Genomic DNA, 26,644 nt, shown 5'->3' with positions numbered 1-26,644 from the left:
CGCTTTTTTGCTATCTGCGATATAAAAAATGTGAACCTGCCGCATTTTCCTCAAGCTAATCCCGTCGGTGCCGATACCTCAGTTTTATAGCGCGAGGAAAAAGTATGACGACCATTCAGGCTTCAACCCAACCCATTCAAACCAGCAGCGGCGGAAGCGGTGCTTCCGGCAGTAACGATATCGCAGCGCAAATCAGCCGCATTACCGATAAAATCAAAAAGCTGACCCAGCAGTTAAAAGAGCTGGCGAATAGCACCGGTAGTGCAGATGAGAAGAAGAAGCAGCAGGAACTGATTCAGACCCAGATCAAAGTGCTGCAGGCGCAGCTCGCCGCACTGCAGCGCCAGCAGGCCGAAGAAGCTCAGAAAAAACTGGGCAAAGTAGAAGGCGTGAATAGCCCGTCAGACACTAATCAAATTGATATCTACATCTAATCGTCTGATGCGTTAAACAGTGGATCGCGTATGCGGGCCTCGGTTAATCGTTGTGCCTGGATACGCACCACTTCCCAGATGGCCTGCGCCGCACCCGAGAGCGAACGATTTTTTCGCCGCACCAGCATCAGCTTTCGTTCGACAACGGGCGTCAGCCGCTTCACCGCCAGCTGGCTTCCCTGCGGCAGGGGAAGCGCCAGAGCGGGCAACACGCTGATGCCAATTCCGGCTTCCACCATCGGAAACAGCGTGGCCGGATGACCAATCTCCTGCACGATCGTTGCCTTAACGCCCTGATTCACCAGCGCGGAATCAATCAGCGGACGGCTGCCTGAGGCATAATCCTGTAAAACCAGGTTCGCCCCCTGCAGGGACTGCCAGCTGACCTCGAGCAACGCTGCCAGCGGGTCGTCGTCACGGCAGAGCAGCAAAAAAGGCTCAGAAAGAACGCTTTCGCATTCCAGATCGCTCACCTGGCCAGGATCGATCACAATACCAAAATCCACATCGCCCTGACGGATGCTCTCCAGCACCCACTGCTGCGGTCTGTCATGCAGGACAAAATCAATATCAGGATAGCGATGGTTTCCCTCGGCAATACATTGCGGGATAAGGTGCGCGGATATCGTCTGGCTGGCCGCAACCCGCACGGTGCCCGACAGCTGCTGCCCCAGCCTCCCCACGTCTCTGAGCGTGCTGTTCAGCTCATCAAGCAGCCGTTCAAGACGCAGGGCCAGCTGCTGCCCCGCTTCGGTCAGGACCACTTCGCGCGTGGTGCGATCAAGCAACCTAACGCCGGTCTGGTTTTCCAGTTCTTTCACGCTGTGGCTGACCGCCGACTGGCTCAGGCCGATCATTTCACCTGCCCGGCTAAAGCTGCGGGCATGGGCGACGGTGACGAAAATGCGAAGCTGGCGTAGGGAATAATTCATCTGTTTAATTCATGAATGGATGCAATAAATCAATTTTATTTCTCAAATGGAAAAAAGCACAATAGCGACATCTGTTTTCAGGAGTCATTATGAAACTATTTCGTATTCTTGATCCGTTTACGCTCACCCTGGTGGCCACCGTTTTACTGGCCTCGTTCTTCCCTGCTCGCGGTGGTTTCGTCCCTTTTTTTGAGGGACTGACGACAGCCGCCATCGCGCTGCTGTTCTTTATGCACGGCGCAAAGCTCTCCCGCGAAGCGATTATCGCTGGCGGTAGCCACTGGCGACTGCACCTCTGGGTGATGTGCAGCACGTTTATTCTGTTCCCGATCCTCGGGGTGCTGTTTGCCTGGTGGGCACCGGTTAACGTCGATCCGGCGCTCTACACCGGTTTCCTGTATCTCTGTATTCTTCCTGCCACCGTGCAGTCTGCCATTGCCTTTACCTCTCTTGCCGGAGGGAACGTGGCAGCCGCGGTCTGCTCCGCATCGGCATCCAGCCTGTTAGGGATTTTCGTCTCCCCGCTGCTGGTGGGCCTGCTGATGAACATGCACGGCGCGGAAGGTAACCTTGAACAGGTCGGCAAAATCTGCCTGCAGCTGCTGCTGCCGTTTGTCCTGGGCCATCTCTCGCGTCCGTGGACCGGGGCGTTCGTGGCGAAGCATAAGAAATGGATCTCCAAAACCGACCAGTCGTCGATTCTGCTGGTGGTCTATTCCGCCTTCAGCGAAGCGGTCGTAAACGGGATCTGGCATAAGGTGGGCGCAGGCTCGCTGCTGTTTATCGTGGTGGTCAGCCTCGTTCTGCTGGCAATTGTCATTGCGGTGAACGTTTTTGTGGCGCGCAAGTGCGGCTTCAGCAAAGCCGATGAGATCACCATCGTCTTCTGCGGCTCCAAAAAGAGCCTGGCGAACGGCATCCCGATGGCGAACATTCTGTTCCCCACCTCGGTGATCGGGATGATGGTGCTGCCGCTGATGATTTTCCATCAGATCCAGCTGATGGTCTGCGCGGTGCTGGCGCGTCGCTACAAGCGCCAGACGGAAAAGCTGGCGCAGGAAGAGACCCGCGCCGCGAAGGCTTAAGGACGCTTCAGGGGCTGCACCAGTTGGGTCAGCCCCTCGGTTTTGATCAGTAACGTGATAGCCATCAGCTCGCCCAGGCGCCCGGCGGGGAACTCGTCCTTGCGGGCGAACCACAGCAGGTACTCCTCCGGCAAATCGATCAGCCTGCGGCCCTTATATTTACCGAACGGCATTTCCGTATTGGCGATCTCAACGAGCTGCTCTTTCTCCACGTTACTCTCCTAACAGGCGCATCATTTCCGCTTCGTCGATAACCTCAATGCCGAGCTCCTGGGCTTTCGCCAGCTTCGAACCCGCAGCTTCGCCGGCAATCACCAGGTCGGTTTTCTTCGACACGCTGCCCGCCACTTTGGCCCCCAGCGCCACCAGACGCGCTTTTGCATCGTCGCGTGAAAGCTGGCTAAGGCTACCGGTTAGCACCACGGTTTTACCGGCAAATGGGCTATCAATTTCTTCGGCGTTGACCACCACCGGCGCGGGCCATTTAATGCCCTCTTCCAGCAGCTTGCCGATGACCTCGCGGTTGCTCTCTTCGGCAAAGAAGTTAAAGACGTGCGTGGCGACGACGATGCCGACGTCCGGCACTTTCTGCAGCTCGTCGATGCTTGCCTTTTCCAGCGCCTCCAGCGTACCAAAGTACGCGGCTAAACCTGCCGCCGTCGCTTCGCCGACTTCACGAATGCCCAGCGCGTACAGGAAGCGGGCGAAGGTCGTCTCTTTCGCAGCTTCCAGCGCGTTAACCACGTTCTGGGCTGACTTCGGCCCCATGCGATCCAGACCGGTCAGTTTGCCCGCCGTGAGCCTGAACAGATCCGCTGGCGTATGGACATACTCTTTCTCAACCAGCTGATCGATAATCTTGTCGCCCATGCCGTCAACGTCCATTGCGCGACGGGAAACAAAGTGCTTAAGCGACTCTTTACGCTGCGCGCCGCAGATCAGGCCGCCCGTACAGCGGGCCACCGCTTCGCCTTCCACACGCTCTACGTCAGAGCCGCATACCGGGCAGTGGGTCGGGAAAACGACCTCGCGCGTATCATCAGGACGCTCTGACTCAACAACGTTCACCACCTGCGGGATAACATCGCCCGCGCGGCGAATCACCACTTTGTCACCGATGCGCAGGCCGAGGCGTTCGATTTCATCGGCGTTGTGCAGCGTAGCGTTACTCACCAGCACGCCTGCGACCTGCACCGGCTCCAGTCGAGCGACCGGGGTAATAGCGCCCGTACGGCCCACCTGAAACTCCACGTCGCGGACAAAGGTCATCTGCTCCTGGGCAGGGAATTTAAACGCCACCGCCCAGCGCGGCGCACGCGCCACAAAGCCCAGCTGCTCCTGCAGCGCCAGCGAATTGACCTTGATGACAACGCCATCGATATCAAAGCCGAGCGTCGGACGGTCCTCTTCCACTTTGTGGTAGAACGCCAGCACCGCTTCCGGCGAGTCGCAGAGCTGAACGCGGTTGCTCACCGGCAGGCCCCAGGCTTTAAACTGCAGCAGACGCCCGAGGTGCGTGTCCGGTAACTCACCACCTTCCAGAATACCTACGCCGTAGCAGAAGAAAGTAAGCGGTCGCTTCGCGGTGATGCGCGGGTCAAGCTGGCGCAGAGAGCCCGCCGCCGCGTTACGCGGGTTAGCAAACACTTTCCCGCCGGTGCGACGCGCCTCTTCGTTAATTTTCTCGAATCCCGCCTGCGGCAGGAACACCTCGCCGCGCACTTCCAGACGCGCGGGAATGTTGTCTCCCTGCAGCTTCAGCGGGATCGCGCGGATGGTTCGCACGTTAGTGGTGATGTCTTCACCCGTCGTACCGTCGCCACGCGTGGCGGCGCGCACCAGCACGCCGTTTTCATAGAGAAGGCTGACCGCCAGGCCGTCGAGCTTCAGCTCGCAGCACCAGGTGAGGGAATCGCTGCTTTTCAGACGGTCCTGCACGCGCTTGTTAAACGCGAGGAAGCTCTCTTCATCAAAGACGTTGTCCAGCGACAGCATCGGCACTTCGTGACGCACCTGGCTGAAAGCCCCCAGCGGCTCGGCGCCGACGCGCTGGGTAGGAGAATCTGGCGTAATCAGTTCCGGGTGCTGCGCCTCCAGCTCGCGCAGCTCGCGCATCAGCCGGTCATACTCCGCATCAGGCACTTCCGGTGCGTCCATAACATGATAGAGATATTCATGATGGCGAAGCGTGGTTCGCAGTTCAGTGAGTTGTTGTTCGATTGAGTCCATATCGCACCATCAATGAGAAAAAACCCCCGACAGGCGGGGGTTGAGGAGGAGTTGAAGTAAACGCGACAATTACGCGTTGGCTTCCTTCACTTCGCGGATGCGGTCCTGATACTCGCGCAGCTTCTGCGGGGTCATCATTCGACGCTGATCGTCGAGCACCACACCACCCACTTCATCAGCGATGTGCTGAGCGGACTGCAGCATCAGCTTGAAGTTTTGCAGCTCGTCGCCGTAGGACGGCACCTGCATAAAGATAGTGACACCCGGCGTCACGAAATCACCGGTCATTTCCGGGTCAAAGGTGCCTGGGTTGACCATATTGGCCAAGCTAAACAGCGCCGGACCACTACCGTCAGGGCTCAGGTGGCGATGGAAAATATTCATATCGCCAAACTTGAAGCCTGCCTGTTGAATACTGTTGAGCAACACGTCACCGTTGAGATGGCTGCCGTGATGCGCGGCCACGTTCATGATGATCACCGCTTCTTTACGCTGCGGCTTTTCAACAACCGGTTCAGGCTCAGCGACCGGCTCTGGCTCAACGTGCGGAGCCGGAGCGGGCTGCGGCGCAGGCTGTACATGAACAGGCTGCTGCTGGGGCTGGTGCACAGGTTGCTGTTGCACGGACTGCTGCACAGGTTGCTGTTGAACCGGCTGTGGCGCAGCGGGCTGCTGTTGGACAGGCGGTTGCGGCGGCTGACGTACAGGTTCTTCCACTGGCTGCGGCGCCGGCTGGCGCGGCTGGGCAGAGGCATACGGCGGTTGATACTGGTGCTGCGGAGCGCGGGGGGCTTCATGCTCCCCATGAGCCGCGCCGGGCGCAGTATTGACCCGATGAACACGAACTTCACCCACGCCGTCGTCGTCGCTACCGGTGATGTCATCTTCAGTGTCATCATCATCACGACTGGACTTCATGCGCTTCAGTGGGCGATCGCGAAACATCGAGGAACGCTCTTTACGGCTGGTCCAGAAACCATGTACCAGTAAAGCGATTATGGCGATCGCGCCAACAATGATTAATATCAGACGCAAATCCTGCATCATTATATTCTCTGTTGTTCTAACACCTTGCCACCACGGCAAACATTTACTCACTAAGAGTATTTGCCGTTTACGTCAAGTGCAAGTGTGTGCAGAGCATTCGCAGCATAAAGATGAAGTAAATCGTGCTTTTTGCTGGTTTTTCGAACATTTCCGAACTGGTCATTGGTCCGCAAGTGGATAATATAGGCGGGCAATTCCACTGGTTGTGAAAAAAGGAGTACAGCCTGGTTATGGTTTCAACATCGTCTTCTCCCCCGCGCAGCGGCGTCTGGTATTTTTCTCAGGGCTGGAAGCTGGTCTCACTGCCAGGTATCCGTCGCTTCGTCATTCTGCCGCTGCTGATCAACATTATTCTGATGGGCGGCGCGTTCTGGTGGCTGTTCACAAAGCTCGAAAGCTGGATCCCGTCGCTGATGAGCTACGTGCCGGACTGGCTGCAGTGGCTTAACTACCTGCTCTGGCCGGTGGCGGTCATCTCCGTGCTGCTGGTATTCGGCTATTTATTCTCAACGATCGCGAACTGGATAGCCGCGCCGTTTAACGGCCTGCTGGCGGAACAGCTGGAGGCGCGGCTTACCGGCGCGACGCCACCGGACACGGGCGTGCTGGGGATCGTGAAAGATATCCCGCGCATTATGAAGCGCGAGTGGCAGAAGTTTGCCTGGTACCTCCCCCGCGCGGTTGTACTGCTTGCCCTCTACTTTGTCCCCGGCATTGGCCAGACGGTTGCGCCGGTGCTGTGGTTTCTGTTCAGCGCCTGGATGCTGGCCATCCAGTACTGCGACTATCCGTTCGATAACCACAAGGTGCCGTTTAAAGCGATGCGCACCGCTCTGCGCACCCGGAAGGTCGCCAATATGCAGTTCGGCGCGCTGACCAGCCTGTTCACCATGATTCCCTTCCTTAATTTGTTCATCATGCCGGTTGCGGTTTGCGGCGCGACGGCGATGTGGGTGGACTGTTATCGTGCTAAGCACGCGTTATGGAAATAATGCAAAAATGTGTAAAGCAGGGGTGGCTTATGCCGTCCCTTATTCCATACTGATCCCCATTATTTCCTTGCAGTATATAGATATGCGAATTCCTTACTTCCCCCTACCTGCTTAGCAGGTATGCTGGGTCGGTATCCCAATTTCATACAGTTAAGGACAGGCCATGAGTAAGATTTATGAAGACAACTCGCTGACTATCGGTCATACGCCCCTGGTTCGACTGAACCGTATCGGTAATGGACGCATTCTGGCGAAGGTCGAATCACGCAACCCGAGCTTCAGCGTAAAATGCCGCATCGGTGCAAACATGATTTGGGATGCTGAAAAACGCGGCGTGCTGAAGCCAGGCGTTGAGCTGGTGGAACCGACCAGCGGTAACACCGGTATCGCTCTGGCCTATGTTGCTGCCGCACGCGGCTACAAGCTGACCCTGACCATGCCGGAAACCATGAGCATCGAACGTCGCAAACTGCTCAAAGCGCTGGGGGCGAACCTGGTCCTGACCGAAGGCGCGAAGGGCATGAAAGGTGCCATTCAGAAAGCGGAAGAGATCGTGGCCAGCGATCCGGCGAAATATCTTCTGCTGCAGCAGTTCAGCAACCCGGCTAACCCTGAAATTCACGAGAAGACCACCGGCCCGGAAATCTGGGAAGATACTGACGGCCAGGTTGACGTATTTATCTCCGGCGTCGGCACCGGCGGCACGCTGACCGGCGTGTCTCGCTATATTAAAGGCACAAAAGGTAAAAAAGAGCTGATTACCGTTGCCGTTGAACCTACCGACTCCCCGGTTATCGCTCAGGCGCTGGCGGGCGAAGAGCTCAAGCCTGGCCCGCATAAAATTCAGGGCATCGGCGCGGGCTTCATTCCGGGTAACCTGGATCTGAAGCTGATCGATAAAGTCGTTGCCATCACGAACGAAGAGGCCATCTCTACCGCGCGTCGTCTGATGGATGAAGAAGGCATTCTGGCGGGTATCTCTTCCGGAGCGGCCGTTGCGGCAGCGCTCAAACTTCAGGAAGATGAAGCCTTTACCAATAAGAATATTGTGGTTATCCTTCCTTCCTCGGGTGAGCGTTACCTGAGCACCGCACTGTTTGCCGATCTGTTCACGGAAAAAGAGCTGCAACAGTAGTGCCAGTATGTTAATAACGCGTAAAAAAGCACCTTTTCGGGTGCTTTTTTGTGACCTGCTTCAGACTTTTGCCCCTCTTGGCATTGCTTCACCCCGATGTGTCTGGTATTTAAACCAGCAATTATTTTGAAGCGTGAAATTAATCAGTGAACGAAATACCCTTGCTGAATCGATTTTATGATTTGGTTCAAGTCTTCCTTTCGCTGCATAATGTTTAATGACGATTGAAACGTCAGCGCTAACAATACAGGCTAAAGTTAAGCCGCCAGGCTAGACTTTAGTTCCACAACACTAAACCTATAAGTTGGGGAAATACAATGTTCCAGCAAGAAGTTACCATTACCGCTCCGAACGGTCTGCACACCCGCCCTGCTGCTCAGTTTGTTAAAGAAGCGAAAGGCTTCACTTCTGAAATCACTGTAACTTCCAACGGCAAAAGCGCTAGCGCAAAAAGCCTGTTCAAACTGCAGACTCTGGGCCTGACTCAGGGCACCGTTGTTACCATCTCTGCTGAAGGTGAAGACGAGCAGAAAGCAGTTGAGCATCTGGTTAAACTGATGGCTGAGCTCGAGTAAGTTTCCGGGTTCTTTTAAATATCAGTCACAAGTAAGGTAGGGTTATGATTTCAGGCATTTTAGCATCCCCGGGTATCGCTTTCGGCAAAGCACTGCTGCTGAAAGAAGACGAGATCGTCATCGACCGGAAAAAAATTTCTGCCGACAAGGTTGATCAGGAAGTTGAACGTTTTCTGAGCGGTCGTGCCAAGGCATCTGCGCAACTGGAAGCGATCAAAACTAAAGCTGGCGAAACTTTCGGTGAAGAAAAAGAAGCCATCTTCGAAGGGCACATCATGCTGCTCGAAGATGAGGAGCTGGAGCAGGAAATCATAGCCCTGATTAAAGATAAAGGCATGACGGCCGACGCGGCTGCGCATGAAGTTATCGAAGGTCAGGCAACTGCCCTGGAAGAGCTGGATGATGAATACCTGAAAGAGCGTGCGGCTGACGTACGTGACATCGGTAAGCGCCTGCTGCGCAACATCCTGGGCCTGGCCATTATCGACCTGAGCGCGATTCAGGATGAAGTGATCCTGGTTGCCGCTGACCTCACCCCGTCTGAAACCGCACAGCTGAACCTGAAAAAGGTTCTCGGTTTCATCACCGACGCGGGTGGCCGTACCTCCCACACCTCAATCATGGCGCGTTCTCTGGAACTGCCTGCCATCGTGGGCACCGGTAGCGTCACCTCTCAGGTGAAAAACGGCGACTATCTGATTCTGGATGCCGTAAACAATCTGGTTTACGTCAACCCAACTAACGAAGAGATCGAAAAACTGCGCGCGGTTCAGGAGCAGGTTGCGACTGAAAAAGCGGAACTCGCTAAGCTGAAAGACCTGCCAGCCATCACCCTGGACGGCCATCAGGTAGAAGTGTGCGCAAACATCGGTACCGTACGCGACGTTGATGGCGCTGAGCGCAACGGTGCGGAAGGTGTTGGTCTCTATCGTACAGAATTCCTGTTCATGGACCGCGACGCGCTGCCAACGGAAGAAGAGCAGTTTGCTGCGTATAAAGCCGTCGCAGAAGCGTGTGGCTCACAGGCGGTTATCGTCCGTACCATGGACATCGGTGGCGACAAAGAGCTGCCGTACATGAACTTCCCGAAAGAAGAGAACCCGTTCCTGGGCTGGCGTGCCGTGCGTATCGCGATGGATCGTAAAGAGATCCTGCGTGACCAGGTTCGCGCTATCCTGCGTGCCTCCGCTTTCGGTAAGCTGCGCATCATGTTCCCGATGATCATCTCTGTTGAAGAAGTGCGTGCACTGAAGAAAGAGATCGAAATCTACAAACAGGAACTGCGCGACGAAGGTAAAGCATTTGACGAGTCAATTGAGATCGGCGTGATGGTGGAAACACCAGCGGCGGCGACCATTGCGCGTCATTTAGCCAAAGAAGTTGATTTCTTTAGTATCGGTACCAATGATTTAACGCAGTACACCCTGGCAGTTGACCGTGGTAATGATATGATTTCACATCTCTACCAGCCAATGTCACCGTCCGTACTGAACTTGATCAAGCAAGTTATTGATGCTTCTCATGCAGAAGGTAAATGGACTGGCATGTGTGGTGAGCTTGCAGGCGACGAACGTGCTACACTTCTGTTGCTGGGTATGGGTCTGGACGAATTCTCTATGAGCGCCATTTCCATCCCGCGCATTAAGAAGATTATCCGTAACACGAACTTCGAAGATGCGAAGGTGTTAGCAGAGCAGGCTCTTGCTCAACCGACAACGGACGAGTTAATGACGCTGGTTAACAAGTTCATTGAAGAAAAAACAATCTGCTAATCCACGAGATGCGGCCCAAATTACTGCTTAGGAGAAGATCATGGGTTTGTTCGATAAACTGAAATCTCTGGTTTCTGATGATAAGAAAGACTCCGGAACTATTGAGATTGTTGCTCCGCTCTCCGGCGAGATCGTCAACATCGAAGACGTGCCGGATGTAGTGTTTGCTGAGAAAATCGTTGGTGATGGCATTGCTATCAAACCAACTGGCAACAAAATGGTTGCTCCAGTTGACGGCACCATCGGTAAAATTTTTGAAACCAACCATGCGTTCTCTATCGAATCTGATAGCGGTATCGAACTGTTCGTTCACTTCGGTATCGACACCGTTGAACTGAAAGGCGAAGGCTTCAAGCGTATCGCGGAAGAAGGCCAGCGTGTTAAAGTTGGCGACCCGGTGATTGAATTCGATCTGCCACTGCTGGAAGAAAAAGCCAAGTCTACCCTGACGCCGGTTGTTATCTCCAACATGGACGAAATCAAAGAACTGATCAAACTGTCTGGCAGCGTCACCGTGGGCGAAACCCCGGTTATCCGCATCAAGAAGTAATTCTTGCCGCACAGAAAAATGGCGCCTTCGGGCGCCATTTTTGTTTATACAGGGAGGATAAGCTCGTCGTAGCCTTTCGACTGGGTATAAAGCATCACGTCAGTCACCCGATCGCCGGCCATGCGAATGGCGTCGGCAACGGTTTTCCCCTCAACAATTCCGCTCACCAGTTCTGAACAGAACAGATCCCCCGTCCCTTTCAGATCGGTTTCTACGCGCGGATGCGCGCTGACGGTCACGCCCTCACGCGTCACCAGCACCACGTGGATGTTTTGCGGGTCGTCGGCGACCGGCGCGCTGGTGATCGCCACCCATTTCAGAGTGTCAGAAAGCAATCCCTGCGCGGCGGCAATAGCGCTTTCCGGCGTCCGGCACGGCTTACCGCTTAACACTTCCAGCTCATAGACGTTTGGCGTAATCCCCTGCGCCAGCGGCAGCAGGTGTTCCCGGTAGGCTTCCGGGATATCCGGCTTCACGTACATTCCGCTGTCGATATCGCCGATAACCGGGTCGACCAGCACCAGCAGGTCAGGATGCTGCGCTTTGACCGCCCTCAGCCACTGCGCCAGCAGCGCGATCTGGCTGGCGCTGCCCATATAGCCGGTAGTGACCGCTTTAAGCTCGCGCAGGATCTCGCGCTCTTCCAGCGCCTTCAGGTAGCCGCTGAACCACTCGTCGGGGATCACCCCGCCGTAGAAGGTGTCGTAGTGCGGCGTGTTGCTAAACAGCACCGTCGGCACGGCGGTAACGTTCAGCCTGTGGGTACGAATGTTCGGCACAGCAATGCTGTTCCCCACGCTGCCGTAAACCACCTGCGACTGCACCGCGACAATGTCGGTTTGCTGCGCCCGGGTGTTATCCCGGAATAGAATCATCTCCATGACGCTTAAATCCCCGCCCCCTGCGAATAACTCTCTTCACCAAAGACGCCGGTAGACAAATAGCGATCGCCGCGATCGCAGATAATCGCCACCACGACCGCACCGGGATTTGCCTGCGCCACGCGCAACGCCCCCGCTACCGCGCCCCCCGAGCTGACCCCGCAGAAGATGCCTTCACGCACGGCCAGTTCACGCATGGTATTCTCCGCCTCGCGCTGATGAATATCCAGCACCCGATCCACCAGCTGCGCATTAAAAATGCCCGGCATATACTCCGCAGGCCAGCGGCGAATGCCCGGAATGCTGCTCCCCTCTTCCGGCTGCAGACCAACAATGGTGACCGGTTTCTCCTGCTCGCGCAAAAAACGGGACACGCCGGTAATGGTGCCGGTGGTGCCCATGCTGGAGACAAAATGGGTGATGCGCCCGCCGGTTTGCTGCCAGATTTCCGGCCCGGTGGTGGTGTAGTGCGCGTACGGGTTGTCCGGGTTATTGAACTGATCGAGCAGTTTACCTTCTCCGCGCTCGGCCATCGCTAACGCTAAGTCGCGCGCCCCTTCCATCCCCTGCTCTTTGGTTACCAGAATCAGCTCGGCCCCGTAGGCGCGCATCGCGGCGCGGCGCTCCTGGCTCATGTTGTCCGGCATCAGCAGCTTCATGCGGTAGCCTTTCAGCGCCGCAATCATTGCCAGCGCGATACCGGTGTTGCCGCTGGTGGCTTCAATCAGCACATCACCTGGCTTAATTTCACCGCGTTTCTCGGCCTGGACAATCATCGACAGCGCCGCACGGTCTTTCACCGACCCTGCCGGGTTGTTGCCTTCGAGTTTGACCCAGATTTCGCTGCCGTTGGCACATCCCATGCGCTGAAGCTTGACCAGAGGGGTGTTGCCGATGGTGTGTTCGAGTGTATTCACGATTTTTACTCAATAAAAAGCCCGGTAAGCATCACGCCACCGGGCGAAAAACATACTCAATAACCTATCAGGCTGACTCCGCCAGAGCAATATCCTCGCGCGTCTCAATCCGCTCCTTACCGTGATAGATGCGCGCATGCTGCAGCCCAACAAACAGGCGCTCTCCCCGGTGCGGCGGGACGTCGTCGCGCATGACCACGGTCAGCGGCTCGGTATACCAGCCCAGCGGCTGTACCACCAATTGGGTGTAGTGACCTTTAGGGCTAGCTTCCAGCACCTGCACCGGCAGCGGGGAATCCAGGCTGGTGCGGCGGCTGACGTCCACTTCCCACGGGCGCAGGAACAGATCGACCGGCCCCTGATGCGCGGAGGTGTAGCCCAGCGGCCAGCGGTGCGCGCCGACGTGGAACTGTCCACCGCGAATGGTGCCCTGCAGTCGGTTCACCTCGCCCATAAACTCCAGCACGAAGCGGGTCGCCGGCTCGCGCCAGAGCTGTTCCGGCTCGTCAACCTGCTCGATGTTGCCCTGGCTCATGACAACCACGCGGTCCGCGACTTCCATCGCCTCTTCCTGATCGTGGGTCACGAAGACGCTGGTGAATTTCAGCTCTTCATGCAGCTGGCGCAGCCAGCGACGCAGCTCTTTGCGCACCTGCGCATCCAGCGCGCCGAAGGGTTCATCCAGCAGCAGTATTTGCGGCTCAACGGCCAGCGCGCGCGCCAGCGCCACGCGCTGCTTCTGCCCGCCGGAAAGCTGCGCCGGGAAACGGTCCGCCAGATGCGCCAGCTGCACCATCTCCAGCAGTTTGGTTACTTTCGCCTTAATGGTTGCTGCATCCGGGCGTTCACGACGCGGCAGCACCGTCAGGCCAAAGGCGATATTGTCGAAAACGGTCATGTGGCGGAACAGCGCGTAATGCTGGAAGACAAAACCCACTTTACGATCGCGGGCGTGCAGGCGGCTCACGTCGGTGCCGTGGAAGCGGATGTGCCCGCTGGTCTGATGCTCAAGCCCGGCGATGATCCGCAGCAGCGTCGTTTTGCCCGAGCCAGACGGCCCCAGCAGCGCCACCATTTGTCCGGAAGGGATATCCAGCGAGATATCATTCAGCACCTGGGTGCGACCAAAAGACTTCTTAATATTGGCAATCTCAATGCTCATGATTTCCCTCCTGATGCTGACGTTTTTCCTGATTCTCTAAACGCCACTGCACCACACTCTTCAAAAACAGGGTCAAAATCGCCATCAGCGTCAGCAACGCTGCGGCAGTAAACGAGCCGATAGTGTTGTAGTCCTGCTGCAGGAGTTCAATCTGCAGCGGCAGCGACAGCGTTTCACCGCGAATCGAGCCGGAAACCACCGACACCGCACCAAACTCACCGATGGCGCGGGCGTTGGTCAGCACCACGCCGTAAAGCAGCGCCCAGCGGATATTCGGCAACGTCACGCGGCGGAACATCTGCCAGCCGGATGCGCCAAGCAGAACGGCCGCTTCGTCTTCATTGCTGCCCTGGCTTAACATCACCGGCACCAGCTCACGTACCACGAACGGACAGGTCACGAAGATGGTCACCAGCACCATGCCCGGCCAGGCGAACATGATCTGCAGGTTATGTTCATCCAGCCAGCCGCCCAGCGGGCCGTTGGAGCCGTAAAAGAGCAGGTAAACCAGACCGGCAACAACAGGCGACACGGCAAACGGAATATCCAGCAGGGTCAGCAGCAGCTGACGGCCCGGGAAGTTAAAGCGCGTCACCAGCCAGGCCAGCAGCGTACCGAAGACCAGGTTCACCGGCACGGTGATCAGGGCAATCAGCACCGTCAGCCAGATGGCGTGTAGCATGTCCGGGTTCGCCAGGTTCTCCAGCGCGGGCATCAGCCCCTTGCTGAACGCCTGGACGAAGATATAAATCGTCGGCACGACGAGAATGAGGGCGGAAACCAGCACGCCCACGCCAATCAGAAACCATTTACCCCAGTTGATGCGGGGCGCATCGTATCGCTTCAATTGCGTAACTTCCGCCATCAGTGACCTACCACACGTCGACCAAAGCGACTTTGCAGAGTGTTAATCGAGTACAACAGCAGCAGCGAGGCCGCCAGGATCACCGAGGCAATCGCGCTCGCCGCCGGATAATCAAACTCCTGCAGGCGGATGAAAATCATCAGCGAGGTGACTTCCGTTTTCCAGGCGATGTTCCCGGCGATAAAAATCACCGCGCCGAACTCACCCAGGCTGCGGGTAAACGACAGCGCGACGCCCGCCATCAGCGCCGGAGAGAGCTCCGGCAGAACCACTTTACGGAAGCTCTGCCAGCGCGTGGCGCCCAGCGTTTCCGCCGCTTCTTCGTATTCCGGACCCAGCTCTTCCAGTACCGGCTGCACGGTACGCACCACAAACGGGATGCTGGTAAAGGCCATCGCCACCGCGATCCCGAGCCAGGTATAGGTCACCTTGATGTCAAATTTCGCCAGCCACTCGCCGTACAGCCCGTTCACGGAGAAGAGCGACGCGAGGGTTAAGCCCGCAACCGCCGTCGGCAGCGCAAACGGCAGATCCATCAGGGCATCAAGCAGCGTACGGCCCGGGAAACGATAGCGGGTTAAGATCCACGCCATCAGCAGGCCAAACACGCCGTTAAAAATGGAGGCAACAAACGCCGACAGCAGCGTCACCTTATAGGCCGCCACCACCTGCGGGTTGGTGACCACGTCCCAGTACTGCGCCCAGCTCATCTGCGCAAGCTGCATCACCAGCGCGCTGAGCGGCAACAGCAGGATCAGGCAGACGAACAGCAGGCTGGTCCCGAGGCTTAAGGTAAAGCCCGGCAGCACGCGTTTAGTCGAGACTGCAAACATTACTTACGCCCCGCCGCCAGCAGTTTGTCTAACTCACCGCCGCTGGCAAAGTGCGTTTTCATCACCTCAGGCCAGGAGCCGAAATGATCTTCCACCCGGAACAGCGCGGTCTGCGGGAATTTATCTTTCAGCTTGTTCATCACGTCCGGATTGTTCACGCGGTAGTAGTAGTCGGTAATGATGGTCTGCGCCTGCGGGCTGTACAGGTAGTTGAGATAGGCTTTTGCCGCTTTCTCGGTGCCGTTCGCCTGCACGTTTTTATCCACCCACGCCACCGGGAACTCGGCCAGGATGTTGGTTTTCGGAATAACCACCTCGAAGCCCTGCGCTTCGTACTGCTTGCGAATATTGTTCACTTCGGATTCAAAGCTGATCAGCACGTCGCCCAGACCACGCTCGGCGAAGGTCGTGGTCGCGCCGCGGCCGCCGGTATCAAACACTTCGACGTTTTTCAGGAACTGGGTCATGAACTGCTCGGTCTTCGCTTTATCCTTACCGTCAGCCTTGTCTGCCGCGCCCCACGCGGCTAAATAGGTGTAGCGCGCGTTACCTGAAGTTTTTGGGTTCGGGAAAATCAGCTTCACGTCGGAACGCACCAGGTCGCTCCAGTCGTGGATGTTCTTCGGGTTGCCCTTACGCACCAGGAAGCCCATGGTGGAGTAGAACGGCGAGCTATTGTTCGGCAAGCGGCTCTGCCAGTCAGCAGGGATCAGCTTGCCCTTGTCGTGCAGGATCTGCACGTCAGTCACCTGGTTGTAGGTCACGACGTCTGCTTTCAGCCCCTGCAAAATCGCCAGCGCCTGCTTGGATGAACCGGCGTGGGACTGCTTGATGGTCAGCTTATCGCCATTGTTTTCTTTCGCCCACTGCTGCTCGAACGGTGGGTTAAGGGCGGCAAACAGCTCGCGGGAGACATCATACGAGCTGTTCAGCAGCTCGGTCGCCTGCGCCTGGGCCACCAGCAGTAAACCTGCCAGCGCCAGAGTTCCTTTTTTCAGTACAGTAACGGCCATTGCGCACCCTTATAAATGTGATGACTATCTTATAGTCATAATATTTATAACGGGGATGAAAGGAGTAACGGTTTTATATACCGTTTGGTGATTTACAAGCAGAAAAGGGAATAAGGGTGCGGGGAAAATTGCCGGGTGGCGCTAACGCTTACCCGGCCTACGTATGGAGAGCGTTTTACAGCGCCAGCAGGCGCTCAACGGACGGCGCAAAATAGTAGCCGCCGGTTACCGGGCGGGTGAAGCGCAGCATGGCGTCGCGCTTGCCGTCAGTGTCACCGAACATGCTCAGCAACTGCTGCTCAATATTGTGCAGCCGCGCGCAGTAGGCGCAGAAGTAGAGGCCGTGCGTGCCGCTTGCCGTGCCATACGGCAGGCTCTGACGAACAATTTTGAGCCCCTTGCCGTCTTCCTTAAGGTCAACGCGGGACAGGTGCGAGGTCACCGGGCGCGCATCGCCGTCGATCTCTTCGTTGGCTTCTTTGGTGCGGCCAATCATCATCTCCTGGTCGTGCACGCTCATGCGGTTAAGCTGCTTGAGGTTGTGCTCCCAGCGCTGGACGAACACGTAGCTGCCGCCCGCGTCCACGCCGTCTTTGATGACCGCCACGTCGCGACGAACCTCTTCACCCGCCGGGTTTTCGGTGCCGTCAACGAAGCCGCTCAGATCGCGCTCTTCCACCCAGCGGAAGCCGTGAACCTCTTCCTGCACGTCGATGCTGTCGCCAAACGCTTCAACCGCCGCCTGAGCAACGGAGAAGTTCACGTCGTGGCGCAGAGAGAGGATGTGGATCAGCACGTCGTATTGGGTGGCTGGCGCCAGGCCTTTGCCGTAAGGGATAAAGTCCTTCAGCTCTTCCGCGCCTTCGCCGCCGCTCAGCTGACGCCAGACGTTATTGCCGAAAGCGACAACGGCCCCCAGATGGGCGTCCGGGAATTTGGCCTGGAAGGTGGCCAGTTTATCAACGAAAACTTTGCTGGCCGCGCGCAGGGCATCCACGTCCCCTTTAACATTGGCTTCAATCCAAATCGCCGCGCGGCAATGTTCTGGCAAAATGCCACTCTGAACCTGAGACATCGCTCCTCCTGAAATAAAGATGCCACGTCAGCGTGGCATTGATGGCGGCTATTATACCCGGATTTCAGCGAGGCGGTTTGTTCAGGCGCAAATTACTGCTTCCAGAGTATTTTGCTCACTTTCCAGCTCTTCAGCGTGTCGTCAGAGGGCATCAATCCTTCCGGACCGCTCCAGGTTCCGGTGAAGACATAGCTGATGTGCTGGCTGCCTTCTGCCTTACATTCCACCGCCACGCCATCGTCTGAAGGGGCGCTGCTGCAGTTACCAAAGGCCTGTTTATAAAGATCGCTAAACGGGGTGCCCACCTTTACGCCGCTGGCGGTCGGAATATCTTCGTCCAGCACGGCAATGCGGTTCACCGTCCCTTTATCACCGTTAATCACCAGCGCCAGCTTGTCGCCCTTCAACGCTTCAAAGTAACGTACAATGTTACCATTCTCGGTTTTCATCCCGCTACGCAGGCGATAGTCACTGCTCAGGGCATCCTGAATGGCGTCCTGATCGAGCGCCGTTGACGCGGTAATTTTTCCCACGCCCTGCTCGGTCACTTCGGTGGAAGAGCCAAACCAGTTCCACGGATACGCGGCGGACCAGTTAATGGAGGAGAGCGTCGAACAGCCGGTTAACGCCAGCGGGAGAGCGCATAAAAGTAAACGCAGCGATTTCATTGAAACGTCCTTTCTAATTAAATCAACGCTTGTTGGAGTGCGGCATCGGCAAAAAGTGCCGCGCTAATCTGACTCTTGCGTAAAACAGGCGCGTAAGCGGGGATTCGTCAGCAGCCACATCAGCGCCACAATATCCGCCACCACCAGCGCGATGCCGATACCGGAAAGCGGTTCACCCAGCCACCAGAGCACGGGTTGCCAGAACAGCAGCGCAATCTGGGCGAGGATCAGCAGCCAGCGAAGCGCACGCCACAGACGCGGGATTACATGCCGTCGACCGCTGCACAAAAAAGCCACCACCGCCGGTACGCCCGGCAGTAAGCCGAGCCAGAAGGCATCGTGGTCGGGATAAAAGAGATTCAGCAGCGTATCGCCCTGCCCGCGCGACGCACCGGCCATCACAAACAGTACCCAGGTACGGGCCTGGAGGAGCAAAACGCACCAGAATAAAAACGGCAGCCTGACGCGGCCCTGCGCGTCATAGTCAGCCGGGTGGATCTCAGTACTCTTCATCTTCGATCAGGCGCTTACCCAGCGTCAGCACGTCGGCGTGCTCGTAGCCCAGACGCTCATACATGCCCAGCACCACGTCGTTATCTTCCCGCACCATGATCTGGATTTTCGGGCAGCCGCGGGCGATGAGTTTCTTTTCCAGACGATTGAGCAGCGCGTTGGCGATGCCACGCGCCCGGTATTCCGGGTGCACGCCCAGATAATAGGCCGAGCCGCGGTGGCCGTCGTAGCCGCCCATTACCGTCCCGACCACCTCGCCGTTCACTTCCGCGACCAGAAACAGGCTAACGTCGTGATTCACCTTACGTTCGATATCCATTTCCGGATCGTTCCACGGACGCAGCAGATCGCAGCGCTCCCAAAGGGTGATCACCTCTTCGAAATCTTCCTGGCGAAAAACGCGTATCTCCATGGTATTAACCGCCTTTTCGGGTTTAAAAACAGTGATTATGGCGTGAACGGGGCGTTTAGCCAATAACCGGGGAAAATCTCGCCAAAATTTGGCATAATGTCACTTTGTCACGTATTGAAATGAAAAGTAAAACAATTCTCAATAAGGACTGTCGTAACGGGAAACACGATACGATATAACACCAGGACCCCATTTTTCAGTATTCAGGCCGCATGAGCACATTCAAACCATTAAAAGCACTCACATCGCGTCGTCAGGTTCTCAAAGCGGGGCTGGCGGCCTTAACGTTAACGGGCATCGCTAAGCAGGCTCAGGCAAAAGACGAGAGCACGCTCAAAACCAGTAACGGACACAGCAAACCGAAAACCAAAAAGCCGGGCGCAAAGCGTCTGGTGATGCTCGATCCGGGCCACGGCGGTATTGATACCGGCGCCATCGGCAGAAACGGTTCGAAAGAAAAACACGTCGTGCTGGCAATTGCAAAAAATGTGCGATCGATTTTACGCAGCAACGGCATTGACGCCCGCCTGACGCGCACGGGCGACACGTTCATTCCGCTGTACGACCGCGTGGAAATTGCCCACAAGCACGGCGCCGACCTGTTTATGTCCATTCACGCGGATGGCTTCACAAACCCTTCCGCCGCGGGCGCGTCGGTGTTTGCCCTCTCCAACCGCGGCGCCAGTAGCGCTATGGCGAAATACCTTTCCGATCGCGAAAACCGGGCGGATGAAGTAGCCGGGAAGAAAGCCACGGATAAAGATCATCTGTTGCAGCAGGTGCTGTTCGATCTCGTGCAAACGGACACCATCAAAAACAGCCTGACGCTCGGCTCGCATATCCTCAAGCGGATTAAGCCGGTGCACCGTCTGCACAGTAAAAGCACCGAACAGGCGGCGTTTGTGGTGCTGAAGTCACCGTCTATCCCGTCCGTGCTGGTGGAAACGTCCTTTATTACCAATCCGGAAGAAGAGCGCCTGCTCGGCACCACGGCGTTTCGCCAGAAGATCGCCAACGCCATCGCCTCCGGCATTATCAGTTACTTCAACTGGTTCGATAACCAGAAAGCGCACTCCAGGAAACGCTGATGAAACCTAATGCACAGCTGGTCAAAACGTTCCTGCTGCAGCTGCAGGATGAGATTTGCCGGAAACTGGCCGCCGCAGACGGCGGTGAATTCCAGGAAGATAGCTGGCAGCGCGAAGCGGGCGGCGGCGGGCGCAGCCGCGTGCTGCGTAACGGCGGCATCTTCGAACAGGCGGGCGTGAATTTTTCCCACGTTCACGGCGACGCCATGCCCGCGTCCGCTACCGCGCACCGCCCTGAGCTGGCGGGCCGCAGCTTCGAAGCGATGGGCGTCTCGCTGGTGATCCACCCGCATAACCCGTTTGTTCCGACCAGCCACGCCAACGTCCGCTTTTTCATCGCGGAGAAGCCAGGAGCCGATCCGGTCTGGTGGTTTGGCGGCGGTTTCGACATGACGCCCTACTACGGCTTCGAAGAGGATGCCGTGCACTGGCACACCACCGCGCGGGACCTTTGCCTGCCGTTTGGCGAAGACGTTTACCCGAAATATAAAAAGTGGTGCGACGATTATTTTTACCTGAAGCACCGCGACGAGCAGCGCGGCATCGGCGGGCTGTTCTTTGACGATCTCAACACGCCGGATTTTGATACGGCATTTAGCTTTATGCGCGCGGTGGGTGAAGGGTTCACCGATGCGTACCTGCCGATTGTCGAACGCCGTAAAAACACCGACTACGGCGTGCGCGAGCGTGAGTTCCAGCTTTATCGTCGCGGGCGGTACGTAGAGTTCAACCTGGTGTGGGATCGCGGGACGCTGTTCGGCCTGCAGACCGGCGGACGCACGGAGTCGATTCTGATGTCGATGCCGCCGCTGGTGCGCTGGGAGTACAGCTACGAGCCAAAAGAAGGCAGCCCGGAGGCTGCCTTGAGTGAGTTCCTTAAAGTACGCGACTGGATTTAACTGCCGGATGGCGCTGCGCTTATCCGGCCTACTCAATCCCCAGGTCGGGTAAGCACTCGCGCCCTTACAGCGGCTGCGTCTGCGCCTCAACCACCGCCAGCGCCACCATGTTCACGATACGGCGCACGGAGGCAATCGGCGTTAACACGTGCACCGGTTTTGCCACGCCCATCAGCACCGGTCCTACGGTCACCCCTTCAGAGCTGGAGACGCGCAGCAGGTTGTAGCTGATACGCGCCGCTTCCACGTTCGGCATAATCAGAATGTTCGCCGATCCCTTCAGCGGGCTGTCCGGCATACGTTCGTTGCGGATGCTCTCCACCAGCGCGGCATCACCGTGCATTTCCCCGTCAATCATCAGCTCCGGCGCACGCTCGCGCACCAGTTCCAGAGTCTGGCGCATTTTGCACGCCGCCGCGGATTTGGACGAACCAAAGTTTGAGTGCGACAGCAGCGCCACCTTCGGCTCAATACCAAAGCGACGCACGGTCTCGGCGGCCATCACGGTGATCTCCGCCAGCTCGTCCGGGGTTGGATCGTCGTTAACGTAGGTATCGGCAATAAAGGTGTTGCCGCTCGGCAGCAGCAGCGCGTTCATCGCCCCGGCGGTATGGACGCCGTCGCGATAGCCGAAGATCTCCTGCACCACGCTGAAATGCTCGTGGTAATCGCCGATGGTGCCGCAGATCAGCGCATCCGCCTCGCCGCGATGGACCATGATCGCGCCGATGACCGTAGTATTGCTGATCACCGCCCGCTGCGCCTGCTCCTGGGTGATCCCGCGACGCTTCATGATCGCGTAATATTCGTTCCAGTACTCCTTGAAGCGCGGATCGGATTCGTTGTTAACAATCTCGAAGTCCACGCCCGGCTTAATCTGCAGGCCCAGCTTCTGAATGCGCATCTCGATCACGCTCGGACGACCAATCAGGATCGGCTTCGCCAGCCCTAAGGTGATCAGCTCCTGCGTGGCGTGCAGCACGCGCGCCTCTTCCCCTTCCGCCAGCACCACGCGCTTCGCGTCTGCGCGAGCCTGAGAGAAGATCGGCTTCATAAACAGGTTAGTTTTGTAGACGAACTCGGTGAGTTTATCGACGTACGCGTCAAAATCCTGAATCGGACGCGTCGCCACGCCGGAGTCCATCGCCGCTTTGGCAACGGCTGGCGCAATTTTGACAATCAGGCGCGGATCGAACGGTTTTGGAATGATGTAGTCCGGGCCAAAGCTCAGATCCTGATCCCCGTACGCGGAGGCGACCACTTCGCTCTGCTCAGCGTGCGCCAGCTCGGCGATGGCGTGAACGGCGGCAAGCTTCATCTCTTCGTTGATCGCCGTCGCGCCAACGTCCAGCGCCCCGCGGAAGATGAACGGGAAGCAGAGCACGTTGTTCACCTGGTTCGGGTAGTCCGAACGGCCGGTACAGATAATGGCGTCTTCGCGCACCGCTTTCGCCAGCGGCGGCAGGATTTCCGGTTCCGGGTTCGCCAGCGCCAGGATCATCGGCGCGCGCGCCATTTTCTGCACCATTTCCTGGGTCAGCACTTTCGGGCCTGAACAGCCGAGGAAGATATCCGCGCCGTCAATCACGTCCTCAAGCGTGCGCTTGCCGTCGTCTTCAACCGCGTAGGCCGCTTTGGTTTCCGCCATGTTCGGCTCGCGGTCTTTGTAGATAACGCCCTTAGAGTCGCAGACCACGATATTGTGTTTCTGCATGCCCAACGCCACCAGCAGGTTCATACAGGCGATGGCCGCCGCGCCCGCGCCGGAGACCACCATGCGCACGTCGGAGAGATTTTTCTCCACCACGCGCAGGCCGTTGAGAATGGCAGCGGTGCTGATAATCGCCGTGCCGTGCTGGTCGTCATGGAACACGGGAATATTCATACGCTCGCGCAACTTCTGCTCGATATAGAAACATTCCGGCGCTTTGATGTCTTCCAGGTTGATCCCGCCGAAGGTCGGCTCCAGCGCGGCCACCACGTTGATGAACTTATCGGGATCGAGTTCGTCCACTTCGATATCGAACACGTCGATACCGGCGAATTTCTTAAACAGTACGCCCTTCCCTTCCATCACCGGTTTACCGGCCAGGGCACCAATGTTGCCCAGGCCCAGCACCGCCGTACCGTTAGAGATAACGGCGACAAGGTTACCGCGCGCGGTGTATTTGTAGGCCGCCAGCGGATCTTTTTCGATCTCCAGACACGGCGCAGCCACGCCCGGCGAGTAGGCCAGCGCCAGATCGCGCTGGGTCGCCAGCGGCTTGGTTGGGGAGACCTGAATTTTACCGGGGGCAGGGAACTCGTGAAAATCGAGGGCACTCTGTTTTAACTGATCGTCCATCTTGTTATTCCTTTTACGTATCGGTCAGATAGTATCGCCGCTGAGCAGCGCATAAACTTTGAAGGCTGCCAAACTCTCGCCATCACACATTAAAAATTGTTATCAATTTATAACAGCCATGTTACCCGTCTCAAAAGCAATGCCTGCCCCGTCTGCTATGCTTTTTTGTTAAGTCCATCATGATTTTCTCAGAAGTGTGAACTAACGCACTCATCTAACTCTTTTATTTCCAAGGAGTAATTATTTATGAACCAGCTAGACGGCATCAAACAATTCACCACCGTGGTTGCAGACAGCGGCGATATCGAGTCGATTCGCCACTATCAGCCAGAGGACGCGACCACCAACCCTTCGCTGCTTCTGAAAGCGGCGGGGCTTGCCCATTTTAGCCATCTGATTGACGACGCGATTGCCTACGGTAAACAGCGCGGGAAAACGCAGGAGCAGCAGGTTGCTGAAGCCAGCGACAAGCTGGCGGTTAATTTTGGTGCGGAAATTCTGAAAAGCATTCCGGGGCGCGTGTCGACCGAAGTGGATGCCCGCCTCTCATTCGATCAGGAAAAGAGTATTAACAAAGCGCGCCGCCTGGTGGAGCTCTACCAGGAACAGGGGATCGATAAGTCACGCATTCTGATCAAGCTCGCGTCCACATGGGAAGGCATCCGCGCGGCAGAGGTTCTGGAAAAAGAGGGGATCCACTGCAACCTGACGCTGCTGTTCTCCTTTGCCCAGGCGCGCGCCTGTGCCGAAGCGGGCGTGTTCCTGATCTCGCCGTTTGTCGGGCGCATCTACGACTGGTATCAGGCGAAACAGCCGATGGACCCGTACGTGGTGGAAGAGGATCCGGGCGTGAAGTCGGTGCGTAATATCTACGATTATTACAAGCAACACCGCTACGAGACCATTGTGATGGGGGCCAGCTTCCGCCGCACCGAGCAGATCCTGGCGCTCGCAGGGTGTGACCGTCTGACCATCTCCCCTGACCTGCTGAAAAAGCTGCAGGAGAGCGACGAAACGGTGATCCGCAAGCTGGTGCCGACCTCTACCGTCCTGCCAAAACCGAAAGCCATGACCGAAGCGGAGTTCCGCTGGGAGCATAATCAGGACCCTATGGCCGTGGAAAAACTGGCGGACGGCATCCGCCAGTTCGCCGTCGACCAGCGAAAACTCGAAGATCTTCTCGCCGCCAAACTTTAACCTTGCCACGGAGTGAACTATGTCCCGTAAAGAGCTCGCCAACGCCATTCGCGCCCTCAGCATGGATGCCGTACAAAAAGCCAATTCCGGCCACCCTGGCGCCCCGATGGGGATGGCCGATATTGCCGAAGTGCTGTGGAACGACTTCCTGAAGCACAACCCCACTGACCCAACCTGGTACGACCGCGACCGTTTTATTCTCTCCAACGGTCACGCCTCGATGCTGCTCTACAGCCTGCTGCACCTTTCCGGCTATGACCTGCCGCTTGAGGAGTTAAAAAACTTCCGCCAGCTGCACTCCAAAACGCCGGGCCACCCGGAGATCGGCTATACGCCGGGCGTGGAAACGACCACCGGCCCGCTGGGCCAGGGGCTGGCGAATGCCGTCGGCCTGGCAATTGCCGAGCGTACGCTGGCCGCGCAGTTCAACCAGCCCGACCACGAGATTGTCGATCACTACACCTACGTGTTTATGGGCGACGGCTGCCTGATGGAGGGGATCTCCCACGAGGTCTGCTCGCTGGCGGGCACGCTGGGGCTTGGCAAGCTGATTGGCTTCTATGACCACAACGGCATCTCCATCGACGGGGAAACCGAGGGCTGGTTTACCGACGACACGGCAAAACGCTTTGAGGCCTATCACTGGCACGTGGTGCACGAGATTGACGGCCACGATCCGGAAGCGGTGAAAAAAGCGATTCAGGAAGCGCAGAGCGTGAAGGACAAACCGTCCCTGATTATCTGCCGTACCACCATTGGCTTCGGCTCGCCGAACAAAGCGGGCAAAGAAGAGGCGCACGGCGCGGCGCTGGGCGAAGAGGAAGTGGCGTTAACCCGCCAGAAACTGGGCTGGAAATATCCGCCGTTTGAGATCCCGAAAGAGATCTACAGAGCATGGGATGCGCGCGAAGCGGGTGAAAAAGCGCAGCAGGCCTGGAACGAAAAATTTGCCGCCTACAAAAAAGCGCACCCGGAGCTGGCCGCCGAGTTTTCCCGCCGCATGAGCGGCGGCCTGCCGGAAGACTGGGACGATAAAACCCAGGCGCTGATAGAAAATCTGCAGTCCAACCCGGCGAAAATCGCTACCCGTAAGGCGTCGCAAAATACCCTGAACGCGATTGGCCCTCTCCTGCCTGAGCTGCTCGGCGGCTCAGCGGATCTGGCACCAAGCAACCTCACCATCTGGTCCGGCTCTAAATCCCTGAAGGAAGACATTGCCGGGAACTACATCCACTACGGCGTGCGCGAGTTTGGGATGACCGCGATTGCTAACGGCATCGCCCATCACGGCGGCTTCGTGCCCTACACCGCCACCTTCCTGATGTTCGTCGAGTACGCCCGAAACGCGGCGCGTATGGCGGCGCTGATGAAGGCCCGGCAGATTATGGTCTACACCCATGACTCCATCGGGCTGGGTGAGGATGGTCCGACGCACCAGGCGGTAGAGCAGCTGGCGAGCCTGCGCTTAACGCCAAACTTCAGCACCTGGCGTCCGTGCGACCAGGTGGAAGCGGCGGTGGGCTGGAAGCTGGCCGTTGAGCGTCATAACGGGCCCACGGCGCTGATCCTGTCGCGCCAGAACCTGGCGCAGATCGAGCGCACGCCGGAGCAGGTAAAAAACATCGCCCGCGGCGGGTACATCCTGAAAGACAGCGGCGGCAAGCCGGACGTGATCCTGATTGCCACCGGTTCCGAGGTGGAAATCACGGTGAAAGCGGCGGAGAAGCTGACCGCCGAAGGTCACGCGGTGCGCGTGGTATCTCTGCCTTCTACGGATATTTTTGATGCGCAGGACGAGGCGTATAGGGAATCGGTGCTGCCTTCCAGCGTTGCGGCGCGCGTGGCGGTGGAAGCGGGTATTGCCGACTACTGGTATAAGTACGTGGGGCTGAAAGGGGCAATTGTGGGCATGCGGGGTTACGGTGAATCCGCTCCTGCCGACAAGCTGTTCCCGTATTTCGGCTTTACCGTTGAGAACGTGGTGGAGAAAGCGCTGAGCGTGTTGTAGTGCGACAGCGCCATCCGG

Annotated in this window: 26 protein-coding genes; 11 read left to right on the top strand and 15 right to left on the bottom strand. The window is 57.3% G+C overall.

Annotated features, from left to right (window positions below; all coding sequences use genetic code 11):
• Positions 1 to 104: 104 nt before the first annotated feature.
• Positions 105 to 434, top strand: a complete 330-nt coding sequence (locus INF77_RS09305; protein WP_028013991.1) for a FlxA-like family protein — start codon at positions 105 to 107, stop codon at positions 432 to 434.
• Here the strand turns inward: INF77_RS09305 and INF77_RS09300 are convergent.
• Positions 431 to 1,366 (bottom strand): LysR family transcriptional regulator, encoded by a 936-nt coding sequence (locus INF77_RS09300; RefSeq protein WP_041908810.1) that lies wholly within the window; start codon positions 1,364 to 1,366, stop codon positions 431 to 433. The genes INF77_RS09305 and INF77_RS09300 overlap by 4 nt on opposite strands.
• Positions 1,367 to 1,455: 89 nt before the next feature.
• On the opposite strand from INF77_RS09300, the gene INF77_RS09295 reads away from it, so the two are divergent.
• Positions 1,456 to 2,451 (top strand): bile acid:sodium symporter family protein, encoded by a 996-nt coding sequence (locus tag INF77_RS09295; RefSeq protein WP_041908807.1) that lies wholly within the window; start codon positions 1,456 to 1,458, stop codon positions 2,449 to 2,451.
• Here INF77_RS09295 and INF77_RS09290 read toward each other — a convergent pair.
• The 3 genes from INF77_RS09290 to zipA form a co-directional block, all read right to left on the bottom strand.
• Positions 2,448 to 2,663, bottom strand: coding sequence for a DUF3820 family protein (locus tag INF77_RS09290; RefSeq protein ID WP_003861328.1), 216 nt, complete (start codon positions 2,661 to 2,663; stop codon positions 2,448 to 2,450). The genes INF77_RS09295 and INF77_RS09290 overlap by 4 nt on opposite strands.
• A 1-nt stretch (position 2,664) precedes the next feature.
• Complete coding sequence (gene ligA, locus INF77_RS09285; RefSeq protein WP_028013993.1) at positions 2,665 to 4,680, bottom strand: NAD-dependent DNA ligase LigA; 2,016 nt, start codon at positions 4,678 to 4,680, stop codon at positions 2,665 to 2,667.
• Between the two features lie 69 nt (positions 4,681 to 4,749).
• On the bottom strand, positions 4,750 to 5,727 hold the full coding sequence (gene zipA, locus INF77_RS09280) for a cell division protein ZipA (RefSeq protein WP_193532293.1): 978 nt from the start codon (positions 5,725 to 5,727) through the stop codon (positions 4,750 to 4,752).
• A gap of 230 nt (positions 5,728 to 5,957) precedes the next feature.
• On the opposite strand from zipA, the gene cysZ reads away from it, so the two are divergent.
• The 5 genes from cysZ (at position 5,958) to crr (ending at position 10,751) form a co-directional block, all read left to right on the top strand.
• Complete coding sequence (gene cysZ, locus INF77_RS09275) at positions 5,958 to 6,719, top strand: sulfate transporter CysZ (RefSeq protein WP_028013995.1); 762 nt, start codon at positions 5,958 to 5,960, stop codon at positions 6,717 to 6,719.
• A 163-nt stretch (positions 6,720 to 6,882) separates the two neighbouring features.
• A complete protein-coding gene (gene cysK, locus INF77_RS09270) occupies positions 6,883 to 7,854 on the top strand; it encodes a cysteine synthase A (protein WP_028013996.1) in 972 nt (323 codons plus the stop codon).
• Positions 7,855 to 8,171: 317 nt separating this feature from the next.
• A complete protein-coding gene (ptsH, locus tag INF77_RS09265) occupies positions 8,172 to 8,429 on the top strand; it encodes a phosphocarrier protein Hpr (protein WP_000487600.1) in 258 nt (85 codons plus the stop codon).
• A gap of 44 nt (positions 8,430 to 8,473) precedes the next feature.
• Positions 8,474 to 10,201 carry a phosphoenolpyruvate-protein phosphotransferase PtsI gene (gene ptsI / locus INF77_RS09260; protein ID WP_008501604.1) on the top strand — a complete coding sequence of 576 codons (1,728 nt, stop codon included), beginning with the start codon at positions 8,474 to 8,476 and terminating at the stop codon, positions 10,199 to 10,201.
• Positions 10,202 to 10,241: 40 nt separating this feature from the next.
• Positions 10,242 to 10,751 (top strand): PTS glucose transporter subunit IIA, encoded by a 510-nt coding sequence (crr, locus tag INF77_RS09255; protein WP_003861316.1) that lies wholly within the window; start codon positions 10,242 to 10,244, stop codon positions 10,749 to 10,751.
• Positions 10,752 to 10,795: 44 nt separating this feature from the next.
• Here the strand turns inward: crr and pdxK are convergent, their stop codons facing one another.
• The 10 genes from pdxK to INF77_RS09205 form a co-directional block, all read right to left on the bottom strand.
• Positions 10,796 to 11,632, bottom strand: a complete 837-nt coding sequence (gene pdxK / locus INF77_RS09250; RefSeq protein ID WP_063437029.1) for a pyridoxine/pyridoxal/pyridoxamine kinase — start codon at positions 11,630 to 11,632, stop codon at positions 10,796 to 10,798.
• A gap of 5 nt (positions 11,633 to 11,637) precedes the next feature.
• On the bottom strand, positions 11,638 to 12,549 hold the full coding sequence (gene cysM, locus INF77_RS09245) for a cysteine synthase CysM (RefSeq protein ID WP_028013998.1): 912 nt from the start codon (positions 12,547 to 12,549) through the stop codon (positions 11,638 to 11,640).
• A gap of 67 nt (positions 12,550 to 12,616) precedes the next feature.
• The gene (gene cysA / locus INF77_RS09240) at positions 12,617 to 13,711 is read right to left on the bottom strand and encodes a sulfate/thiosulfate ABC transporter ATP-binding protein CysA (RefSeq protein ID WP_008501607.1); all 1,095 of its coding nucleotides are present in this window, start codon (positions 13,709 to 13,711) and stop codon (positions 12,617 to 12,619) included.
• On the bottom strand, positions 13,701 to 14,576 hold the full coding sequence (cysW, locus tag INF77_RS09235) for a sulfate/thiosulfate ABC transporter permease CysW (protein ID WP_063155457.1): 876 nt from the start codon (positions 14,574 to 14,576) through the stop codon (positions 13,701 to 13,703). Before cysW ends, cysA begins: the two co-directional genes overlap by 11 nt.
• Positions 14,576 to 15,409, bottom strand: coding sequence for a sulfate/thiosulfate ABC transporter permease CysT (cysT, locus tag INF77_RS09230; RefSeq protein ID WP_004123378.1), 834 nt, complete (start codon positions 15,407 to 15,409; stop codon positions 14,576 to 14,578). Before cysT ends, cysW begins: the two co-directional genes overlap by 1 nt.
• Positions 15,409 to 16,422 carry a sulfate ABC transporter substrate-binding protein gene (locus INF77_RS09225; protein WP_041908798.1) on the bottom strand — a complete coding sequence of 338 codons (1,014 nt, stop codon included), beginning with the start codon at positions 16,420 to 16,422 and terminating at the stop codon, positions 15,409 to 15,411. The genes cysT and INF77_RS09225 overlap by 1 nt, the downstream gene beginning before the upstream one ends.
• Before the next feature lie 175 nt (positions 16,423 to 16,597).
• Positions 16,598 to 17,497, bottom strand: a complete 900-nt coding sequence (locus tag INF77_RS09220) for a Dyp-type peroxidase (protein WP_047368060.1) — start codon at positions 17,495 to 17,497, stop codon at positions 16,598 to 16,600.
• Between the two features lie 92 nt (positions 17,498 to 17,589).
• Positions 17,590 to 18,165, bottom strand: a complete 576-nt coding sequence (locus INF77_RS09215) for an RpoE-regulated lipoprotein (RefSeq protein ID WP_048957147.1) — start codon at positions 18,163 to 18,165, stop codon at positions 17,590 to 17,592.
• Between the two features lie 63 nt (positions 18,166 to 18,228).
• On the bottom strand, positions 18,229 to 18,678 hold the full coding sequence (locus tag INF77_RS09210; RefSeq protein ID WP_041908792.1) for a DUF2919 domain-containing protein: 450 nt from the start codon (positions 18,676 to 18,678) through the stop codon (positions 18,229 to 18,231).
• Positions 18,665 to 19,090 (bottom strand): GNAT family acetyltransferase, encoded by a 426-nt coding sequence (locus INF77_RS09205; protein WP_003861292.1) that lies wholly within the window; start codon positions 19,088 to 19,090, stop codon positions 18,665 to 18,667. Before INF77_RS09205 ends, INF77_RS09210 begins: the two co-directional genes overlap by 14 nt.
• Before the next feature lie 212 nt (positions 19,091 to 19,302).
• Here INF77_RS09205 and amiA point away from each other — a divergent pair, with 212 nt between their 5' ends.
• On the top strand, positions 19,303 to 20,178 hold the full coding sequence (gene amiA / locus INF77_RS09200) for an N-acetylmuramoyl-L-alanine amidase AmiA (protein ID WP_028014006.1): 876 nt from the start codon (positions 19,303 to 19,305) through the stop codon (positions 20,176 to 20,178).
• The gene (hemF, locus tag INF77_RS09195) at positions 20,178 to 21,077 is read left to right on the top strand and encodes an oxygen-dependent coproporphyrinogen oxidase (protein WP_047368064.1); all 900 of its coding nucleotides are present in this window, start codon (positions 20,178 to 20,180) and stop codon (positions 21,075 to 21,077) included. Before amiA ends, hemF begins: the two co-directional genes overlap by 1 nt.
• 64 nt (positions 21,078 to 21,141) lie before the next feature.
• On the opposite strand, the gene maeB is transcribed toward hemF, so the two are convergent.
• Complete coding sequence (maeB, locus tag INF77_RS09190; RefSeq protein ID WP_193532292.1) at positions 21,142 to 23,421, bottom strand: NADP-dependent oxaloacetate-decarboxylating malate dehydrogenase; 2,280 nt, start codon at positions 23,419 to 23,421, stop codon at positions 21,142 to 21,144.
• A gap of 246 nt (positions 23,422 to 23,667) precedes the next feature.
• Here maeB and tal point away from each other — a divergent pair, with 246 nt between their 5' ends.
• Complete coding sequence (tal, locus tag INF77_RS09185; RefSeq protein WP_028014009.1) at positions 23,668 to 24,618, top strand: transaldolase; 951 nt, start codon at positions 23,668 to 23,670, stop codon at positions 24,616 to 24,618.
• A gap of 19 nt (positions 24,619 to 24,637) precedes the next feature.
• Entirely contained in the window at positions 24,638 to 26,626 is a 1,989-nt protein-coding gene (tkt, locus tag INF77_RS09180) for a transketolase (protein WP_028014010.1), read from the top strand.
• The last annotated feature ends 18 nt before the right edge of the window (positions 26,627 to 26,644 follow it).

Origin of the sequence: Enterobacter cloacae complex sp. P1B (assembly GCF_014982345.1) — a bacterium.
Taxonomy (GTDB): domain Bacteria; phylum Pseudomonadota; class Gammaproteobacteria; order Enterobacterales; family Enterobacteriaceae; genus Enterobacter; species Enterobacter bugandensis.
The sequence above is the reverse complement of the archived record's forward strand: the minus strand, read 5'-3'. Positions and strand labels throughout refer to the sequence as shown.

Excerpts from the sequence above, each read along its gene's own strand:
- INF77_RS09210 (WP_041908792.1), bottom strand. The coding sequence starts at position 18,678 with ATGAAGAGTACTGAGATCCACCCGGCTGACTATGACGCGCAGGGCCGC.
- hemF (WP_047368064.1), top strand. The coding sequence starts at position 20,178 with ATGAAACCTAATGCACAGCTGGTCAAAACGTTCCTGCTGCAGCTGCAG.
- INF77_RS09300 (WP_041908810.1), bottom strand. The coding sequence starts at position 1,366 with ATGAATTATTCCCTACGCCAGCTTCGCATTTTCGTCACCGTCGCCCAT.
- INF77_RS09305 (WP_028013991.1), top strand. The coding sequence starts at position 105 with ATGACGACCATTCAGGCTTCAACCCAACCCATTCAAACCAGCAGCGGC.
- pdxK (WP_063437029.1), bottom strand. The coding sequence starts at position 11,632 with ATGGAGATGATTCTATTCCGGGATAACACCCGGGCGCAGCAAACCGAC.
- cysW (WP_063155457.1), bottom strand. The coding sequence starts at position 14,576 with ATGGCGGAAGTTACGCAATTGAAGCGATACGATGCGCCCCGCATCAAC.
- amiA (WP_028014006.1), top strand. The coding sequence starts at position 19,303 with ATGAGCACATTCAAACCATTAAAAGCACTCACATCGCGTCGTCAGGTT.
- INF77_RS09205 (WP_003861292.1), bottom strand. The coding sequence starts at position 19,090 with ATGGAGATACGCGTTTTTCGCCAGGAAGATTTCGAAGAGGTGATCACC.
- ptsI (WP_008501604.1), top strand. The coding sequence starts at position 8,474 with ATGATTTCAGGCATTTTAGCATCCCCGGGTATCGCTTTCGGCAAAGCA.
- tkt (WP_028014010.1), top strand. The coding sequence starts at position 24,638 with ATGTCCCGTAAAGAGCTCGCCAACGCCATTCGCGCCCTCAGCATGGAT.
- zipA (WP_193532293.1), bottom strand. The coding sequence starts at position 5,727 with ATGATGCAGGATTTGCGTCTGATATTAATCATTGTTGGCGCGATCGCC.
- INF77_RS09220 (WP_047368060.1), bottom strand. The coding sequence starts at position 17,497 with ATGTCTCAGGTTCAGAGTGGCATTTTGCCAGAACATTGCCGCGCGGCG.
- cysZ (WP_028013995.1), top strand. The coding sequence starts at position 5,958 with ATGGTTTCAACATCGTCTTCTCCCCCGCGCAGCGGCGTCTGGTATTTT.
- cysA (WP_008501607.1), bottom strand. The coding sequence starts at position 13,711 with ATGAGCATTGAGATTGCCAATATTAAGAAGTCTTTTGGTCGCACCCAG.
- cysT (WP_004123378.1), bottom strand. The coding sequence starts at position 15,409 with ATGTTTGCAGTCTCGACTAAACGCGTGCTGCCGGGCTTTACCTTAAGC.
- maeB (WP_193532292.1), bottom strand. The coding sequence starts at position 23,421 with ATGGACGATCAGTTAAAACAGAGTGCCCTCGATTTTCACGAGTTCCCT.
- INF77_RS09215 (WP_048957147.1), bottom strand. The coding sequence starts at position 18,165 with ATGAAATCGCTGCGTTTACTTTTATGCGCTCTCCCGCTGGCGTTAACC.
- INF77_RS09225 (WP_041908798.1), bottom strand. The coding sequence starts at position 16,422 with ATGGCCGTTACTGTACTGAAAAAAGGAACTCTGGCGCTGGCAGGTTTA.
- INF77_RS09295 (WP_041908807.1), top strand. The coding sequence starts at position 1,456 with ATGAAACTATTTCGTATTCTTGATCCGTTTACGCTCACCCTGGTGGCC.
- tal (WP_028014009.1), top strand. The coding sequence starts at position 23,668 with ATGAACCAGCTAGACGGCATCAAACAATTCACCACCGTGGTTGCAGAC.
- cysK (WP_028013996.1), top strand. The coding sequence starts at position 6,883 with ATGAGTAAGATTTATGAAGACAACTCGCTGACTATCGGTCATACGCCC.
- crr (WP_003861316.1), top strand. The coding sequence starts at position 10,242 with ATGGGTTTGTTCGATAAACTGAAATCTCTGGTTTCTGATGATAAGAAA.
- ligA (WP_028013993.1), bottom strand. The coding sequence starts at position 4,680 with ATGGACTCAATCGAACAACAACTCACTGAACTGCGAACCACGCTTCGC.
- ptsH (WP_000487600.1), top strand. The coding sequence starts at position 8,172 with ATGTTCCAGCAAGAAGTTACCATTACCGCTCCGAACGGTCTGCACACC.